The sequence below is a fragment of the Spongiibacter nanhainus genome, assembly GCF_016132545.1.
Lineage (GTDB): Bacteria > Pseudomonadota > Gammaproteobacteria > Pseudomonadales > Spongiibacteraceae > Spongiibacter > Spongiibacter nanhainus.
Genome location: NZ_CP066167.1, coordinates 2,813,733 through 2,828,285, shown reverse-complemented (window position 1 = coordinate 2,828,285; position 14,553 = coordinate 2,813,733). Strand labels below are relative to the sequence as shown.

Here is a 14,553-nt window from a genome sequence, read left to right as displayed (position 1 = left end):
GGGGCTCCACGATTGTAGCCTCAGTCGGTTTCAGAGACGGGCTCCAGCACCATTAAATAGAGGCCATTGGCTTCTAGCTCAACGGTCTCTGTGTGACTATCGTCCAGCGCCAAGGTTTTTTCAGCGACCTGTTGCAGGTTGGCCTTATCCGGGTTGTGCCAATAATTACTGGTGGTCTGATCAATTCTATACAGCCTTTGTCTCACTGTTTGGTCGCGAAGCTCGGCTGGCAGCGACGATAGCTGGATCTGGGTGCGGAAGCGGCCCGCGTTGGTATGTTGGTAATTCCACACCATGACGGATACGCCCGTGGTATCCTTGGCCGCGATAGCGTAGACGCCCAACCCCTGGCTGAGACTGTTCGATCTGGCCTTGACTCGTGTTTGCTTCATCATCGATTGCATGAGCAGTAAATTGCCATAAGGCGAGAACGTGTCTACCTCCGGTTGTGCCGCTGAGTGGGTAATAAGCTGGTCTTTGCGGCCTTGTGTGGCATGTCGAACCACCCAGTGAAATGGATATATCTCAGCTTGTTTACCCCACCAATAAAATAGCGATGCCTGTCCCGCAGCCTGACGAAGGTAGTCTTTCTTACTGGGGTCAGGGTCGTCAAAGGAGGGGCCGGGGTAGATACCAGTCTCGGTAACCAATACTGGAATACCCGGTGTGAGTTGGCGCTCCACTAACCACCTGTCCAGACGCTGGCGCTGATCGCGAATCTCGCTGGGGTCGGACTTGTAACTGCGGTAGCTGCTAAAGTCATCGCTGAACTCCCCGTAGCCGTGGTAGGAGACAAAATCCAGCTGTTTTTGGGGGTTAGAATCGGCGGCGTAGCCATCCAGGAAAGCCGTCATCCAAAACTCGGTCATCCCGGTCAGCGCCGGGCCGCCAACCCGCAGTTTTTGGTTGTCGGCCAGCTCGGCGTTCACTCTATTCACTGCCTTGTAATAAGGTACGTAATAGGGGTAGACCTCGGCAGGTGACAAAATTGGTGACTTGCCGGCGTAGATCTGAGCACCGTGAAACTCCCAGTCCGGTTCGTTAGTTGCCTCGATATAGTCGATTTTAGGAAAGCGCTTCTTTAGCTCTCTAATCGCCAAGTACAGGAGCGGCTCGAGCTCCTTGGGTGGACGCTTCTCCTCGATGAGGTGTTTGGGTGTGACATGGACGACCATGGAATCAGTAGCCCGGCTGATGTCATCGAGCCACGGAGCGATGGTATTGAAATCACAGCTGTGAGTCTTGAGATCACATAACTCGTCGATGGTAATACCAACCCGAACGACGCGACTGTGCAGCCCCTGCTCATTCAGAAATTCGACGTCCTTCTCCCGCAGTTCCGGGGCGGGATCGCCATTGTCCCAGGTATTGTATTGCTCGCTGCGACGCAGTTTGCCTTGCTCGAGACTAAAATCTACCGACACCTGGGCTGACTGCCATGCCGTGGCTGAATTCGGCCCGGAGCTCTTCGCGGCGGTCAGCGTCGAACCTGGCTCATGTTTAGTCGCGTTGTCGGTAGCGGGGAATTGGCTACTTGGTGGCGTAGTACATGCGCTTAATAAGGATGCCGTCAGCACTATACGGCATGCCGTAATAGCAAATCCGATGACTTGACGATGGTGAACGGTATTTGAGCGTTGGTGTTTCATGGTGGTCGATATCTAGGATTACGACAAGGAGGTGCTGGCTCGAGGGTCAGCTGTGGCAGGACCAGGGTCTTGCCTGAGGTCACTGCAGTGCCAGCGAGCGCATCGCATGTCTTACATTAAGGTGGTTTGCCTTAGGGTAAAAAAGCCGGGCCCAGAGACCCGGCAAGCTCACTGCGGAAAGGTTAGAAGTTGTAGCGGAAGTTAATGCCAAACTCGCGCTCTGCCGTGGTGCTGATTTCCCGGTAAGTCGAGGTCCGTGTTTCACCCTCGGCGGACATAAAATCGGGCGGCTGCAATACTTGCACACTCACTGACTCGGGTTCAGCGTCGCGGCTCAGTACCACTTCTTTATCCAACACGTTGTGGGCGTAGAGCATGACGTGCCACTTGCCGTCTGGATCACTGACACCAGTGTAGAGGTTCAGCAGGTTGTAGCTATCTACATCGTCGATTTTGTTGGTCGGGTCGTTGTCTGAATCGCCAAAGACATTGATCAAACCGCGGACGTAAGCGGGCAGACCGGCCACCTCAAAGCTGTACTTAGAGGTGAATGTGCCGGTCCAGTCAGGCGTGGTATTCGACGCAATGGAAACGCGACAGGCACCGACGTTCTGACCGTCGGTGGCAGTGTCGATATCATCCACTGTCGGTGATGTGGTATTTCCATCTGGCTTGCCATCGGCGGGGTTGTAATCGTTACAGGGAATAACACCGTTATCGATTTCGCCGTCGGCATAACTGAACAGGGCACTGGCGTACCATTGGTCTGTTATTTGGTATTGCGATTCGATCTCGAAGCCATATACCTCAACCGGCACGGCGGCGACAAAGTTATGCTGCTCAACAGAGCGGACACCATCGCGGTCAGTTGATACATAAGAGACACCCGACCCGCCGGCGCGATAGGGGTAGTTGTCAAAGGTCTGGTAAAACGCCGCGGCATTAACCTTTAAACGTCCGTCCAGCGACGTTGATTTTAGCCCCACCTCGAATGATTCGGACTCTTCCGGGTCGAGCTCGGTAAACTGACGTTCCCTTTCACTTTGGTCGACACTGAAGTTACCCACGGCGCTGATTCCTGGGCGCCACGAGGTGCCGTAATTGGCATAGGCCATCAGGTCCTGGTTTATGTAGTGCTTGGCGGAAAGCGAATAAATAGTGTGGGACCACTCTTCATCCCTACCGGCAATAACATTGCCAGAGACAGCGGTTGAATCTTCTTCCTGGTACTTGATGTGCCGTGCGCCCACCGCAAACTCGGTGTCGTCGGACATTTTCCAGGTGATGTTGGCAAACACCGACCTCTCTTCGGACTCTGCGCGCCTGGCGACTGGCGTTTCCGCTATCGTTGCCAGACCACCGCCGGCAAAACTGGGCAGAAAGACTGGCGTTTGCTGGATGAGATCAGTATCCGGCCGGTTTTTTTGGTAAAGCACTCCAGCAACATAGTTCCACTGGTCGTTAATAAGTTCGATCGGTGATAGTCGTATTTCGTGGGTGTAGCCGGAGGTACTGGTTTCGAGTTCCTGACCCAGAGTGGATAGCTGGGGATCAGAGTCCGGCCCAAAGAACACATCCCCGCTGTCATCGATATCCTTGCGCTTAACTTCTTGATCTGTGGCCGAGCCGACGTAATTGAGTCGCACCGCGTCGATATCCCAGGCCAATTCGAGCCCTATGCGGTTAAGGTCTTGCTCGGTACTTTGTCCGATATCACTCACGGCTTTGCGGTCGCTCGCCGAGAAATCGCCCTGCGCACCATCGTCCAGAGCAGAGTTAGCTTTGTTGGCTGACTCAACCTGCTTAAAAATCACCCGATCCGGATCCAATTGCTGATAGATAAAGTTCGCTTCAAATGTTTCGGTAGGAATATAACGAATTGAGACACGGTAGCCTTGGCCATCGTACTCCGGGGATTGCTTGCTATTAATGCTTTCCACCCGATTAGCTTCATTCTCTTCGTAGAAACCGGCGAAGCGAACGGCAAGGACATCTTCCTTAAACGGCATATTGACAGCAAGTCTTCCGTTCTTGCCGCCCAGGCTATCCAGAGTAGTATCAACATAGCCTCCCCATTGCTGCAGGTCGGGGCGGATTGTTGTGAGGGTGATGGCGCCCGACGGAGAGGCGCGGCCACGCAGTGTGCCCTGAGGTCCTCTAAGCACTTCGACTTGTCCGATATCGAATGCCGCCTGCATCGCTGAGAGCGATACGATAGGTGCATCGTTAAGATAAAATTCAACAGTGGGGTTATTGCCACTGGCAAAGGTATCAAAGCGCACGCCCCGCATCGATGCATTTGGCGCAATGGAATCCTCCTCTAAGGTCAGGCCCGCGACTATTGCGGTGATATCCTCCAGATCCCGGATATTATTTTCCTGGATCGCTTCGGCGGAAACGGCATTCACCGAAAGAGGTACGTCCTGGAGGCTCTCTTTAGCACGCCGTGCCGTGACGGTCACTTCCTCTATAATTTTGTGTTGAGCTCCCTGCTCGCTGGCCTTGTTTTCCTCGGCTTGCGACCATGCCGGTAGGGCGGTAAACATCAGGCTCGGTGACAATGCAATTAAAGTGGATCGAGTGAGTCGGCGGCGGACAGGGGCCACAGCCTTGTCAAAGGGGGTTGGCATTTTGTGTTCTCCCATCGGCGAATGTATCGCCAGTTATTATTTATTGACCTATCTCATAGGCTGAGATCAGTAAATCCCTTAAAGCTGAAATGAACCTTAAATAAATGAAATTATTTTAATTTTATTGGCTTCCGCCAGCGGACCTCTAAAACGCCGCCTGCTTGTACCGGGTGCTAGTAGGTATAGCTATGTATATATACTGGGTCAAATACGTGATGGTCATAGTGAATAATTATTCTTTTACAATGACTTTAGCCCTGTCGAGGTTGCTGATAAGGGAATAGGGCGCTTTACTTTCTGCACTTCTCTTTGACGTGGCCCGAACAGACACAAAGTAGCTCCCCGGATGCTCAAATGTTCGGCTTTTTTTAAAGCTCACATTAGACTGCCCCATCGAAATAGCTGTATCGGTTTGGTAGTTACCATTGCCGAGGAAGTCCCACTCTATCCTCACAATGGTGCCAGCACCTGGTGGAACAGAGACGGTGCCCTCAAAGGTCACGGTGTCACCAGCTTCAAGCTCTATCTTTTTCCCGCCGTTTATTGATAGGTGGACTACTGGCTGCAGCCCCATTCGTTGCCGTGCTTGTTGAGGAACAATGATTTGGCCATCAATGACCTCGTACTTCGTACTTTCCGGCGGTGCTACACCATCTTCAACCCATGCGGCGAGGTCCCGAAGTGCCTGTTGAAGCATCCCCTGGTATGAGACGACCCGGGATGGGTCCTCTAATTCGGGCTCGTCGCCATGGAGGGCGTGCTCAGTATAGTAGAGTCTGAATTTGTCGACTGTATTAGCGCCTGAATGTTTAGCGACTTGCTGGCGATACCAGTCGGCCTGCCACGGCATGGCCTCTCGATCCCACAAGGAAGCAACAACAATCATCTTCCCGTCGTATTTCCCGGTCATTTTGGACCCTGAGGTGGCTTCTACAAAGAGAGGCCCCAGTATCATGGGGCGTTGAGGATAGATGGGCTGTCCAGATTCGTCTCGAAACTGGTCCCACACAGGGAAGCCTTGCTCAGGTACTTGGTGGCGGTGATAGGTCTGCGACGCTAAGAAATCGGAGTTGTCGACGGTAATTTCGTCACCCGGTTGGATCTGCTGGGCAATGCTGGCATCCGCAATGCCCAAAATGACCGCTCGGCCCTCAATCTCGGATAGCGTCAGCCGATGTCCGGCTGCTGAGCCGCTGTGAATATGCAGATCTCCCCCCAAAAAATAGACCTCTGGGGGCGCATCGTCCAAAAGAAAGCCGATAATATCGTTTTCTTCATCTTTATTCTTAAAGGCATTGTCGACCCCACCGCGTTTTTCTGCCTCCGGAGCAACGGAAGCTAGTCCTAGCTTAGACGCCTCGCCCCTGCTAATTGCGCGAGACACTGTAGTGGAGAACTGAACCCGGTCGCCATCGAAGGAGTGGGGATCATCGTGTCCCAGATATCCCGGTTTGGTCCAGAAGTCATCAAAATAGCTCGGGTCGGCCATTTTGATGCCATTGTAAAGGGCGGCGAATCCGTGAATGCCCATATCCTTGTAACCGAACCACGACTCAGGGGGAAAGCCCATTTTGGTGACTTCCCGAAGGGCTGCGCTTTCACTGTCAGAGAGTCCCTCGTAGGGATTGCCGCTACCGCCGGGCTCTAGGGCCGCTACGATTTGCGGAAATTTTTTCCTCAGTACACGCATTGCGTGCATTCGCACCGAAAACATATTTGGAATTGCCATTGTCGAGCCAATGACATAGGGAACTGCGCCATCCCAGACATTTTCAGTATTCTCCATGGCGCCTATGGTGCGGTATCCGCCTCCGGACCCGCCGTAGAGGTAACCATAGGGACGATGGTCAGTGCGATATATTGCTTGGGCCACAACTCGGGAGTAAGCCGCAGCGGCGGCATTGGCACGGTAGGCACCTATAGTGGAGTCTGTAGCTGACGAATTTTGAGCGGTCAGGTCTAACTGGCCGCCGCCGTTGGTTTCGACGAAGTAGGCGCCACTGTCGGCAGCAAAACCAATTTTGTTGTATTCACCTGGCGGTATGTTGGTGGCCAGATTTTCGCTGTCCGGTATGGGTGTCACATGCTGGAAAAAGCGGCCCTGATATTGCGAAGCAGGGGGAAAGTAGTAGGAGAAGCGTGTGTCGGTGCCTTTAAAGCCACCGTGAATATAGCGGTGCTTAACCGGTGTACTGCGCCATACATCGATATCGATATAGGGTTCAGAAAATACAGGATCCATGACTGTTCCAGCGTTGGTAAATGGAGGAGTATTCTGGCCACTCAATGGCGATAAAAACGCATTGTTCGAGTTGCATGCTGCAATCATTAAAGATATTCCAAGAGCTATTGGAATAGTGAATTTCTGGTGTCTTATTATTGTCTGGCCCATAGCTTTTAGCGGTGAACGTGTATTTAAATAACAATTACTTGCATAAGCTTAATGCCGAAAACGGGCGTTGATAACTCGATTTCAGGCACTGGTCTTAACGCCCAAAGGCCAGATGATGCACACGCTAAACCCTTCACCCTCGTTACCCGAGCCAAGCTCGAGATTTGCGCCGTGCAATTCGGCTATCCGGTAGGCGATGGAAAGGCCCAGGCCAACGCCATTACTGCGTTGGCCTTCTGGGCGAAAAAAGCGCTCACCGAGACGCTGGATGATATCGGGGGCTAAGGGTTGGCAACTGTTGCTAATACTCAGCTTAAGGGAGGTGTCTTCTGCCTCCGTGTTAATAGCGACAGTTGTGTGGGTGTCGGCGTATTTAAAGGCGTTGGTCATTAAATTGCGGATTAAAACCCGAACCCAATCTGGATGACCGTTTATGGTTACCCCCGGAGGCACATTTATATCCAGATCCAGGCTACGGTCGTGGGCAATGCCGGCGCTTTCGGCGATGACGTCTATGAGAAGTTCGTAGAGGTCGATGTCTACGCGAGGGAATTCCTGCTCGGGGTCAAGCCTGGCCAGCGTAAGAAGCTGTTGTACTGTTTCTGTGGAACGCCTAACCCGAGTTTCTATGCCCTTGAGCATTGCCAGGGTATCGGGGTTCTTTTCCTGTCGAATACAACGCTGTACTTCAGCTTTAATAGCGGATAAGGGGGTTTGCAGTTCATGGGCCGCGTTTGAAGTAAAGCGCCGCTCGCTGGCCAGGGCGCGATCAAGTCGCGCCAGCAGATCATTCAGGGCGTTTACAACAGGGTCCAGCTCTATGGGAACGTCACTGATGTTTAAGGGCGCCAACGCTTGGGGCTTTCTCGCCGATATGTTTGCGGCGAGAGTATCCAAAGGTTTGAGGCCGCGGCGAATGCCAAGGACTAGCAGCAGCGACGTTAGAGGGGTAACGATGAGTAGGGGGAGTACCGCTTGCCAGGTGGTCGCAGCGCCGCTGTTTCGAGCGTGGGTCAGGTTTACGCCAATACCCAGCCATACAGTGGAATTGGGCACCTTGCGGTAAATGACACGCCAGTCCGCCTGGGTACCCAGCTGTTCCAGCTTTAATGTCTCCAGCCCCTCAGAATCGGGGAAAGGAAGAAGGACAGTGTTTTCTCCCAGTACGATTCGGCTCTCGCTAAACCAAATGTTAATGCTTTGGTTTTTATCATCCGACGCCAAACTGGAAACCCGGACATGGGCGCCGGAATCTGAGCGCGGTGTTCGGGACTGAAAATAGCGCTCTACATCAGGGTTGGCGGTAACCGCTGACAAGGTGTGCTCCGCCATGTCTGCAAAGCGTCTAAGACGCTCATCAATTTGATTAAGCACAATGCTTCGGGAATGAACAGCGGTCAGAGCGACGGCTACCACCCACACCAGAAGTATCAGACTGATAACAATAATTAGAAGGCGGCGGCGTAATGACGTGCGCATCACTTAAACCTGTAACCCACGCCGCGCATCGTCTCAATTTTATCTTTACCGAATCGCTTTCGGAGTCGGGAGATATAGACCTCCACAGTATTGGATTCGACCTCTTCGCCCCAGCTGTTGCTGCACTCCAGTAAACGGGATTTGGTGAGGAAACGCCCTCGGTTGCGCAGCAGTGCTTCAAGTACAGCGAATTCTTTTGCGGTTAAGTCGGTAATAGCCTGGCCTTCATAGCTTACTGTGTGGCTGGCCGGGTCGACCTCCAGGGCATCCGCTGTGAGTTTTGGGGTTTTACTGCCGGCGCGACGAAGTAGGGAGCGAATGCGGGCCGAGAGTTCATCCATCTCGAAGGGCTTGGTAAGGTAGTCATCGGCACCGGCATCGAGCCCTTTCACCTTGTCATCTATGGCATCGCAGGCCGTTAGCAGTAAAACCGGGATATGGATGTCTGCTTCTCGGATCGATTTTAGTGCCTCGATGCCTGACTGTCCGGGAAGGCGAACATCGAGGATGGCCAGGTCATGACTGCTGTCCGTCAATGCCGGGAGTATCAGATTGCCGTTGGTCAACCAATCCACTGCATATCCCTCCGCAGTTAATGCGGATTTGACTGATTCACCCAGCATTGCGTCATCTTCCGTCAGCAAGATTCGCATTACAGCCCTCTATCTTTCTAATTATGGTCTTGCTTTAAATGTAGCATTTACCGTGGCTATTTGCCGACTAGCTGTTACTTATGCAAATGCTTTATCACGCCATGAGTTCGGTAATGGTTCTGTCCGTCTCCATGGATAAGCCACCCCACTTGGCAACGGGCAGCCCCATCGCCTGTTGGACGGTAAGACCAATTCGTGTGATGGGGTCGGCTTTGCCTGCCAGATGAAAGCCCGTTTTAATTCGACCGCCGGCGTTACCCGCTATCATGGCGGGAATCCCCTCCACGGCATGAGATTTTGCGATAGAACAATCGGAGTGGGCGAGAACCAGGCAGTTATCCAGTAGAGTGCCGTCACCCTCGGGAATGCCGTCCAGGGCGTCCAGGAAGTCTCGCCAGGCCTCCATACTGCGCTTTGCAAACCAGGCGACTTCCCGTTGGTGCCCCAGCTCGGGGTCAACGGGCTCTTCGTGGGTGAGCGTGTGGTGGGTAGAGGTTACCCCTGGACGTCGTAAATTAGAGGCAGTATCAGAAAACAACATATTGAATACTTTGGTTTGGTTGCACTGAAGGGCTCTTGCCAGCAGTTGCGACATAATCCGGTGGTTTTCCATTACATTGTCGATTTCAGCATCCACAGTGAAAGCGGAGGGGGGAGTTGGCATGGTAAAGTTCTCAACCGGGGCCGGGGGCTGTAACTGCAGGGCCATTTTTTGTTCAAGCTCCCTAACTGAAGTGAAATACTCATCCAGTCTGTGGCGGTCCTCCGCGCCCACAACCTGGAGCAGGGCCCGGCGTTCTTCCTGCACTGCTGACAGTACGCTCTTGTGTACCATATAGCCTGGGTCTGGAGTAAAAACAGCATCGTTGGGATTCCGAAAGCCCTCGCCAAACAAGCGCTGATAAAGCGCCAGTGGCGATGTTTCACTGGGATTGGGCGAACCTGCATCCCGGTAGGAATAGGAGGCCTGCTTTGCCGAAGTGCACATCTCAATGGAGCGAAAACGGGTGTCGGCGATGGCATCAGCGATCAGTACATCAAAGGTGGGGGCTTTAACCTCACGGTTGGGGACGGGTATGCCGGTACGAAGGCCGAAGCAACCGGTGACATGGGGCTTGTTGGGCACGCCGTCCAGCTTGACATCAAATCCACTCAATAACGCAATTTTATCTCGGTACGGAGCAATCGGCGCCAAGTGTGTAGGCATTACGTAATCCCGGCCCGTTTGCGAGGGTACCCATAGCTCGGGGATATGACCGCAGCCCCAAATCCAGGTGCCGAAACGCAGCGGAATGCGCTGGCCCGTTGCGGCGAATACGCGGCCAGAGTCGTTGAGAAAGCAGTCCAGCAGCGGTAATGCCATCCCCACAGCGGCACCTTTTAGTGTGCCCCGAAGGAAGCCCCTTCGTGAGATTGCAGTGTTGGTGGAGTTGTTGGCAGATTTGGAGTTTTTAATCAGAAAACTCATTATTTGACTCCTTCCCGATGGGCGAGGGGCAGCGAGGGCTGCGGCTGGCTTATAGCAAAAAAATTGTCGCTGAGCGCAATAGTGCGCATTAGATCCGGAACGCGATAGTTGTGCTGGGCAAACTGGTCGATGAGGTAGTCCATGTAGGCTCGCTCCTCCCACACCGTGTCCCGACCGACGGCAAAGCGATACAGTTTTTCAGTGAGGCAGCGTGGTGTTTCCGGGTGCTTGGCCAGCGCCGCGCCAAATTCCACAGGATTACTGAAGTCGAAGCCATCCAGTGTACCGCTGGCATCTATCACAGCCTCGTTTTCTGTCTTGCGCCAAGTGCCAATACCGTCAAAGTTTTCCAATGCTAGACCTGGCGGATCCATGATTTTATGGCAACCCGCACACGCAGGCTGGCTATTGTGCGCCCACAGTCGATCTCTGGCGGTGGGCATTGGGTTGCCGTCGGGATCATCTATCGCGCTGAAGTCGACGTCGGGGGGAGGGTCGGGTACCTCCTGACACAAGAAGACCTCCCGTACTGCCATGCCCCTCAGTGTTGGGGACGAGCGGCCCGGATGAGAGTGCAGACTGAGAAATGAAATATGGCTTTGAATACCGGCGCGCTCACTGTCGTCGGGAAAGTGGGTTTTTTCCCAGCCATTGCGAGTTGGCACTGGCAGGCGGTAGACAATACCGAGTGCACGGGTCAGGAAGGTTTCCTTGAGGGTAAACAGTTCCCGGTAATCCCCATGCTTCTCTACCAGGTGATACAGCACGGTTCGCAGTGTTTGCTCCTGGGCATCCATGGCAACAGTGGAATTATAGGCGGGGTAAATTGCCGCATCCTTGGCAACGTCATCGAATAGCTCAAATTCCAGCATGTCTGCAAAAAAGGCGCGCAAAGCCTGATTGAACTTCGCCGATGAAAGCAGTCGATCAACATGTTTTTCCAGTCCAGCTTGAGTGTCTAGTTCACCGGACTCGGCGGCATGCATCAGTTCGGGGTCCGGCGTTGAATTGGTAAGAAAGTAGCTCAGTCGCGAGGCTTTGGAGTAGGCGTCTAATTCGGCAAGCTCGCCCTGCGCGCGGTCAACACGCTCGATGCGGAAAATAAACTCTGGGGCAGTCAGTAACCCCACCAAGGCAAAGTGAAGTCCATGGTAGAAATCCCCAAGCTTTTCTGCGCCGAGCTTCGCCTGGCTGACATAGCGAGAGACTTGTGTGTTGCTCAGAGGTCGCCTGAACAGCCTTGAGCCAAAGTGGGTGATAATGTCTGTGGCACAGGCCATATCAAAGTCGGAGCTGGGTTCAGGGGCGCAGGGAAGGTACTGAGCGCGTCGCTGTTCGGCGGTTATGAATTCAGCGATACCGTTTGCTGCTACGTCATATTGCTCCATGCTGTAGGGGGACACGCCGGCATGGCCAGTGCCTATCGCGATCAGCCCCTCGCTGCGCAGAGCCCGGCCAAAGCGAGCCGCAATGGGGACCTCCTGGCCGAAGATATCGGCGATGGTGGCGCGATATTGGGATTCGGTGAGCCTCCGTAACAGCGGCGGCCCGCCGACGGGGTCGGGTTCCGCCCGGTGGTCGACTGCAGTGGGAATTTTATCGCAGCCTGTGATCATCAACGCGACTGCGATTAGCGTCGCGATGATTGAGATGTGCCTGTTCATTGATACCTCCCCGAAGCTGGTGCCAGCTGGGCATTTAGACTTGAGGTTTCAGTGTCCACCACAAATGCGGGTACGGCTTCAAAGCGGTATTGTGTAGACACGGCTGTCATGGCGCCTGTTTCGGGGTCCGGCATGGCGTCGGCATGTTGATACAAAGCGTGGTAGGCCCCGTGACAGGTGTGACCGAGCACCGCAGCAGCGCCGCTGGCCGAGCCAAGTCTGAGGCCCAAAGGGGCCAGTTCACCCGTTTGTGTGGTGCCATTGCGATAGCCGTACTGAAAATCGTACAGCGCCTCGACCGGTGTGTAGCCAGCCAGAATGCCTTTGATTGTGCCGTCTTCACTCAGTTGGGCATCAATCCGCCCCTCCAACAAAGGCCGCTGCAGCTGCATACTGTTCACCGAACTGTGAAACCGCAGCGTCACAGGTTCGGTGACAAGCCGCCCGTCTTTGATGCGTCCACGGGTAATACCTCGATAAAGCGGGTCTTGATCCATGGCGTAAGTCGCGTAAGGGAGAGCTTGCCGAGAAGCGCTGAGCTGAATGGGGTCGGCATTTGCCGCAATGGTGACCTCGACATGGTCATCGTTACGAATGTTATCGACACCTCGCAGTTCAATGACGATGCCCCAGGCACCAGTCAACATCTCCACGACAAATCCGTTGGATTGCCCCGAGGACTGAAACGATCGACTGCAGCCCACCGCTCGATAAAACTGATTATCGATGCCGGTCGTACCATCTGCCCCGGTGAAATCGTCTTTGTCATTTTTTCCGTCGAGGTCGATACCCTCGGCGGTAATGGTAGAGCCCTGCAGGGTTTTATAGAAAGGGTCGGGACTACCCGCCTCGGGATGCATACACAAATGCTGTCCATTCTCCCCGGTAGCCAGGGTTTTCGCTCCCTGTTTTAATCGCTCGTCGAAGGCCTGTTCTGTCTCGTTGGGGCCACGCTTCACCTGGTTGAGGATGCTGTAAATTTCTTCCAGATTTCGGCTGAGTCCGTCGGGGCAGGACGGGGTTCCGGCGGCGTCCGGGCCCAGAGCATAGGCGAAATCGGATATCACAAACCCCGCTGTGCCATCCTTTACAAAAGGCGGGCTGGCCACCGCTGCAAAGCTGCTGAGGGCTAGAACCGAGAGTAGGGATAAATGTGTTGTTGGCTGCTTCATCGCTGGACATTCACCTGTTCGCTAGTCACGGCGCCAGCGTCGTTGTTGAAGTTAGCGCGAAGGTAACTTGCCACCGCCGCAATATCCTCATCCGACAGACGCTTGCCGAACATTTTCATGGGGCTTCGATCCACTGAAAACGGTGGCCCGGGAAGGTGGGGCCCATACAGGATGACGTTGATCAGGGATGACGGATCGGCGGCCTGGATGATGGGGTTTTGGTGCAAGGTCACACCGAGCCCTTCTGCCCCAAGGCCGGTTGGCAAGTGGCAGGAGCCACAGTGAACGGTGTACACCAGCTCGCCGCTTTGCAACTGTTGCTCTGTCGCTTTAGGGCCACTACCCAGTCTGCGGGCAGGCAGATCTTTTAAATAAATGGCCATGGCACGCAGGTCACTTTCAGTCAGGTAGCGTGTTGAGTGCATCACCACTTCCCGCATCGGACCATGGACGATGGATTTGTCAGACTTCCCGGTTTTGAGATAGTCCACGATATCCTTAACTGACCAGCTGGCTAGCCCGCTTCCGTCACTGGTAAGGTTGACGGCAGACCAGCGCCGGTACTGACCGAGTTTGGTCTTGGCCATTTGTATGCCACCGCTAAACGCCAGCTCGGTCTGCTCTGCGCCCAAGGCATTGCGGGGGGTGTGGCAGGCGCCACAGTGCCCTGGGCCCTCCACCAAATACGCACCGCGATTCCACACGGCAGATTTGCTGGACTCCGGGGTGAAGGCGCTATCATCGTGATACAGCCATTTCCACCCCGCCAGCATTTGCCGCTGGCTGAAGGGAAAGTCCAGCTCATTGGGCCGTGCCGGAGCATGTACAGGCTCTCTACTTTGAAGAAATAGGTACAGAGAGCCGATGTCGGCATCGTTGAGCTTGGCGTAGTTGGTGTAGGGGAAAGCCGGATAGAGATGCTGGCCTTCTTTGCCAATACCGAGCTTCATTGCCCGATAAAAATCCGCGAACTTCCACTCCCCCAGGCCGGTGCGTCGATCTGGAGTAATGTTGGTGGAATACAGCGTACCGAAAGGTGTGTGAAAGGCTACCCCGCCCGAATAGGGCTCGCTGCCGTCGCTGGTATGGCAGGCGTAGCAATTGCCGGCCCGCGCCAGATAACGACCGCTTTCGACCGATGCATTGAGGGACTCCAGCCGGGGCGCAGGAAGAGCATCACCGGCGCGCAAGCCTCCCATCGTCGCGTAGGCGCTTAACACCACCAGCAGTGCTGTGACGCCGCAAAGCGCGTATATCAGTTGACGCGAAAGTCCCACAACATTAACCATTCTCTTGTTATTAGTGGGGCCATAAGAAACCACCAGGCTTAAAGGAACCTGAAATGGACAGGTTGAAGTACCTAATTTCCACGGTCGCCCTAATAACAGGACGGAGGCACCGAGGTAGGGGGTGGTGCCGATTAAGATGCATCGGGTTGACGCGAAC

Annotated in this window: 9 protein-coding genes; all 9 read right to left on the bottom strand. The window is 54.2% G+C overall.

The genetic code is table 11. The features are described from left to right. Positions 1-20: 20 nt before the first annotated feature. The 9 genes from I6N98_RS12910 to I6N98_RS12870 all read right to left on the bottom strand — a co-directional run bounded on the left by I6N98_RS12910 (position 21) and on the right by I6N98_RS12870 (position 14,384). Entirely contained in the window at positions 21-1,424 is a 1,404-nt protein-coding gene (locus tag I6N98_RS12910) for a hypothetical protein (RefSeq protein ID WP_198568763.1), read from the bottom strand. 407 nt (positions 1,425-1,831) lie between these two features. Beyond that, complete coding sequence (locus I6N98_RS12905; RefSeq protein WP_198568762.1) at positions 1,832-4,279, bottom strand: TonB-dependent receptor; 2,448 nt, start codon at positions 4,277-4,279, stop codon at positions 1,832-1,834. A gap of 232 nt (positions 4,280-4,511) precedes the next feature. Then, the gene (locus tag I6N98_RS12900; RefSeq protein ID WP_198568761.1) at positions 4,512-6,521 is read right to left on the bottom strand and encodes a PKD domain-containing protein; all 2,010 of its coding nucleotides are present in this window, start codon (positions 6,519-6,521) and stop codon (positions 4,512-4,514) included. A 231-nt stretch (positions 6,522-6,752) separates the two neighbouring features. Continuing rightward, a complete protein-coding gene (locus I6N98_RS12895; RefSeq protein WP_198568760.1) occupies positions 6,753-8,150 on the bottom strand; it encodes an ATP-binding protein in 1,398 nt (465 codons plus the stop codon). Beyond that, complete coding sequence (locus I6N98_RS12890) at positions 8,150-8,803, bottom strand: response regulator transcription factor (RefSeq protein ID WP_198568759.1); 654 nt, start codon at positions 8,801-8,803, stop codon at positions 8,150-8,152. The genes I6N98_RS12895 and I6N98_RS12890 overlap by 1 nt, the downstream gene beginning before the upstream one ends. A 94-nt stretch (positions 8,804-8,897) precedes the next feature. Next, positions 8,898-10,271: a DUF1552 domain-containing protein gene (locus tag I6N98_RS12885; protein WP_198568758.1), complete on the bottom strand. Its 1,374-nt coding sequence runs from the start codon at positions 10,269-10,271 to the stop codon at positions 8,898-8,900. After that, the gene (locus tag I6N98_RS12880; RefSeq protein ID WP_198568757.1) at positions 10,271-11,935 is read right to left on the bottom strand and encodes a DUF1592 domain-containing protein; all 1,665 of its coding nucleotides are present in this window, start codon (positions 11,933-11,935) and stop codon (positions 10,271-10,273) included. The genes I6N98_RS12885 and I6N98_RS12880 overlap by 1 nt, the downstream gene beginning before the upstream one ends. Then, positions 11,932-13,107, bottom strand: coding sequence for a hypothetical protein (locus tag I6N98_RS12875; protein WP_198568756.1), 1,176 nt, complete (start codon positions 13,105-13,107; stop codon positions 11,932-11,934). Before I6N98_RS12875 ends, I6N98_RS12880 begins: the two co-directional genes overlap by 4 nt. After that, the gene (locus I6N98_RS12870) at positions 13,104-14,384 is read right to left on the bottom strand and encodes a cytochrome c (protein WP_198568755.1); all 1,281 of its coding nucleotides are present in this window, start codon (positions 14,382-14,384) and stop codon (positions 13,104-13,106) included. Before I6N98_RS12870 ends, I6N98_RS12875 begins: the two co-directional genes overlap by 4 nt. Positions 14,385-14,553 lie beyond the last annotated feature (169 nt).